A 3,797-nucleotide genomic window follows, 5' to 3' on the forward strand; every position below is an offset into this window, starting at 1 on the left:
GCCGCCGCGCCGGATATGGCGGCCACGTCGAAGAAAGACGGCCAGGAGACCGGACACAGCGACGGTTCCGGTGACGTAGAGCATCAGGGCGTAGCGTTCCTCGCCCCAATATGGGTTGTTGCGGCCCGTCATAATGGGTAGCTCGTCTACGGTCATGGCCACTCCGGCACCGAACGGGACGCTCCACCATTGATTCGCCCGCGATGGATGCAGCACAAGTGCGACGCAGCCGGCGGTGAAAGCGATTGCGGTGCCGGGCACGAAGTGGTGGATCCGCAGCCTGTTGTCGGACGGGATCATTGCCAATGTCCGACCGAAACTGCGAACCCGCGGCATGAACCGTCTGCGCTCACGCACGTAGTTGAGGGCCCGTGAGGCTGCCACCGTCACCGAAAAACTCAAGGTCATCCCAAAGACGACCCGTTCCACGGCAGGTGAGCTGCGGAAACCACGTACCAGATCCTCGCCGGCATCCATCAGCGTGCCTGTTCAGCCCTTGGTCGGATCCCAAAAGCCCGTACCTCTCTCGCAGACGGCAGCTGCTGCCGGGGTGCTGGTCGCCGTGTTCGGGGTCATCCCGTGGGCGCAGGATAAGGCCGCTAAACAGGATCTGGTGTCGGTGCGCACTGCCGAGGGCGTGGCTAATTCCAAGGATGGCGGATTCGAGGATATGGATGGCCTGACGGGGGCCAGTTATCTTCCCGCCGGCCTTCAGACCCTGTCCGTCGACGCCAACGACGCCGGCACCTGCTATCTGGGGGTGTCCAAATCAAAGTCCGGAAAAGTGTTCTACTCCACCGACAAGCTGAATCAGCCGCGTGAAATGACACCATCCACGGCGTCCACGGGTGACCGGCTGCCGACCCCATGCGTGGACGGGACAAAAGTCCAGGATCTCGTCGATGACACCGGCGGCTATGACGAGGATGTCCACCAGCCCGTCGGCGACGGAGGCGGAACCGCGGATGACCCCGGGGTGGCAGCGAAACTCAATGACGGCACAACGGAATCCGGCGTGGCGCCCAATCCGAGTATCAACACCGGTACTGTCACCGTGGTCGAACGTACCGCCACCGTGGGATTCGAAAACACCTCAGCTGAGCCGGAGACCGTCCGGTACTCCGGACGGGCCACCTGCTAGGACCCGGCCCGCGGAACCTCCACCGTCGAGAAAATTGACGGCTACTTCGACCTGAACTCAAATATCTTCGCCGACATGACCCTCATCGCCTGCACGCCCGGCACCACCCTGGTCGATTTTCAGTTCCGGCCGTTCGACGCCACCTACGGCCCCGGCGGTGATGGATCCGGCGGTACCTTGTATCACTGGCGCAGCTCCGTGGAATATCCGCAGATGACCTGGGTGACCGGCGGGCTCACAGCCAACTACAACGGCAACTGGTGCATCGAAAACCGCGGCAACGCGAATGCAGCCGGCAACCCCGTCGACCTCGCCAAGTGCGCCAACGAGGACGCGCAGCGCTGGCAGTGGAACGGTGACGGCGAACTGCGCCAGTCCTCCCTCGACCACAAGTGCCTGGCCACATCCGGCAACGACCTGGTCCTGGGCGACTGCCTCGCCTCCCCCGGTGAACGGTTCACCGCGGAAATTTTCCAGGGAGACAACGAGACCGGCGGACTGGTCCAGATCGTCCATGCCCCCACCGGCCTGTGCATCGACGTGCCCTGAGGCGTACTCGCCAACGTGCAGCTCGGCCTGGCAGCCTGCAATGGCGCCAGCACACAATCCTGGTTCATGCCCGGGCTGGCCGGCACCCTCGACCCCGAGCTGCAACAGCCCGAGACGGCACCTTCAGATGCGCCTCCTGCGGACTACAACGCGGCCAGCGCCACAATCTACATGGACGCCTACTACGACCAATGGTGGGATGACGACACCGTTATGGACGCCGCCACCAACAAGGGCGCATGGTTCGGATTCGATATAAAGGATTCCGGCACGCGGGTAACCTCGCAGGACAACCACGAGGTTGTGTTCTCCGCGTCCGGAGACGACATCGGAGTCAATACCACCACTACGCTCTTCAGCACCAGCAATGGTGGAACGTGGTACACGACGGTCACTGCGAAGGAGGGTGGATTCACCGAAGGCACGGCGAATATCACCGCTAAGGTGACAAACCTGACCACTAATGAAGTCTCCTACAAGACATGAAAACTTACCGTTGTCCCCCACGAAGGTATGACAGCGGACAGCTACCGTAAGTCTGACTTCACAGATAAGAGCGCTCAAGCGCTGACTTCACAGACCACCGCAATCTTTGGGTTTGAGATTTCAGGTGCCGCTCATACCGACTACGACGTGACATTTACCGGAGGCGAGAGCGTTGGCGGGGCTGGCACATACACAGTGACCAAGTACACCGGTAATGGGTCAGACGACTGGTACGGACACATCAAGCCTGTCGATGGTGGCTTCACCGAGGGTGTCGCGACCATCACCGCAACGGCCACTCACAAGCTGACGGGGAAGGTATTCACGAAAACCTACCAGTTGACGGTCACGCCCCACGAAGGCATAACAGCGGACAGCTACTATGACCACCACTTCACAGATAAGAGTGCTCTAAGTCTTGGTTCCGGTGCCACCGCAATTTTCGGATTCGAAATTTGGGCTGCTGCGGTGATTTCGGACAGCGGATTTGATGGTTTTTCTTACGCTGCCATGGGTGGCTGTTGGTAACTGTAGTGGACTTCGTCTGGTCGGCGGTAATCAAGTCCGGAGTGCCGGCGGCGGCTGTTGTAGAAGCCTTCGATATAGCTCATGACGTCCCGTTTGGCGCGGATTTTTGTGGCATATACGGTGCGGTGGACTCGCTCGTTTTTCAGGGCTGAGAAGAAACTTTCGGCCATGCTGCTATCCCAACAGACGCCGGTCCTGCCCATCGATGAGCGCATGCCCAAATCAGCAATCAGGGCCCGGAAACCGGCGGAGGTGTATTGACTCCCGCGGTCTGAGTGCCAGATCGCATCCGGGCCGATGTGCGTGGTCGCGGCGGCGTTTTTCAACGCGGTGGCGACCAGTTCGGTGCGCATGTGATCGGCGATGGAGAAGCCAACGACTTTCTTCGAATAGCAGTCAATGACCGTGGCCAGATAGACGAACCCTTCCCAGGTATGGATGTAAGTGATGTCGCCGACGAACTTGGTTCCCGGCGCCTGCGCGGTGAAGTCCTGGTGCGTTCAGGTCGGCGTGGATCCGACGGTATCCGTAGGTGCTGTCGGAGTCGTCGAAGAAGTTTCGCACACGCACTGCGAGGGCTTCTCTGCGGGCGGCGGTGGCGGACTGCGGCCGGGAGAGCCAGTTATAGAAACCGGACGTCGATACGGACAGCCACAGGCACATTTTCCAGACCGGACTCGTCCCGGCTGGGTCGTTTTTCCGGGAGTCGATGTATTCGTATTTGCTCACTACCGCTGCTCCCTCGCGAAGTAAGCGCTGGCTTTTTTAGGAACACCGTTTCAGCCCTCAGCTCCTGGTTTTCCCGCTCCAGCTCCTTCAACCGGGCCCGCTCCGACAGGCTCAGATCGGATTCGGTACCGCCGTTGGTTTCCCGGTGTTTGATCAGCCACCGGCGCAGGCTCTCTGCTCCGACGCCGTAGGACTTGGCGACGTCCGCTATTGGCTTGGATGTGTCGATAACTTCCCGGCACAGCTCATCCTTAAAATCCTGGCTGAACCGGCGACGTGCTGCAGACATACTCTTGATCTCGCTTTCAGTAACACCTCAGTTTAAGAGGTCCCACTGTCCGAAATCCCTAGGCTCACCAATTCG

At 60.2% G+C, this 3,797-nt stretch carries 5 protein-coding genes and 1 pseudogene; 4 read left to right on the forward strand and 2 right to left on the reverse strand.

Annotation, left to right across the window (positions count from 1 at the left end; genetic code table 11):
* Nucleotides 1-477: hypothetical protein (locus Y707_RS22690; RefSeq protein ID WP_035779947.1), on the reverse strand; the 477-nt coding region annotated here is incomplete at its 3' end.
* 19 nt (nucleotides 478-496) lie between these two features.
* On the opposite strand from Y707_RS22690, the gene Y707_RS0101865 reads away from it, so the two are divergent.
* The 4 genes from Y707_RS0101865 to Y707_RS0101880 all read left to right on the forward strand — a co-directional run bounded on the left by Y707_RS0101865 (nucleotide 497) and on the right by Y707_RS0101880 (nucleotide 2,704).
* Nucleotides 497-1,141 (forward strand): hypothetical protein, encoded by a 645-nt coding sequence (locus Y707_RS0101865; RefSeq protein WP_162150155.1) that lies wholly within the window; start codon nucleotides 497-499, stop codon nucleotides 1,139-1,141.
* Nucleotides 1,142-1,216: 75 nt separating this feature from the next.
* On the forward strand, nucleotides 1,217-1,690 hold the full coding sequence (locus tag Y707_RS0101870) for a ricin-type beta-trefoil lectin domain protein (RefSeq protein ID WP_026533836.1): 474 nt from the start codon (nucleotides 1,217-1,219) through the stop codon (nucleotides 1,688-1,690).
* 66 nt (nucleotides 1,691-1,756) lie between these two features.
* Nucleotides 1,757-2,176 (forward strand): hypothetical protein, encoded by a 420-nt coding sequence (locus tag Y707_RS0101875; RefSeq protein WP_155852642.1) that lies wholly within the window; start codon nucleotides 1,757-1,759, stop codon nucleotides 2,174-2,176.
* A gap of 27 nt (nucleotides 2,177-2,203) precedes the next feature.
* Complete coding sequence (locus Y707_RS0101880) at nucleotides 2,204-2,704, forward strand: hypothetical protein (protein ID WP_026533838.1); 501 nt, start codon at nucleotides 2,204-2,206, stop codon at nucleotides 2,702-2,704.
* On the opposite strand, the pseudogene Y707_RS22695 reads toward Y707_RS0101880, so the two are convergent.
* A pseudogene (locus tag Y707_RS22695) lies at nucleotides 2,677-3,722 on the reverse strand (IS3 family transposase). The gene Y707_RS0101880 and the pseudogene Y707_RS22695 overlap by 28 nt on opposite strands.
* Nucleotides 3,723-3,797 lie beyond the last annotated feature (75 nt).

The sequence above is a fragment of the Arthrobacter sp. H14 genome, from assembly GCF_000520495.1.
Lineage (GTDB): Bacteria > Actinomycetota > Actinomycetes > Actinomycetales > Micrococcaceae > Arthrobacter_C.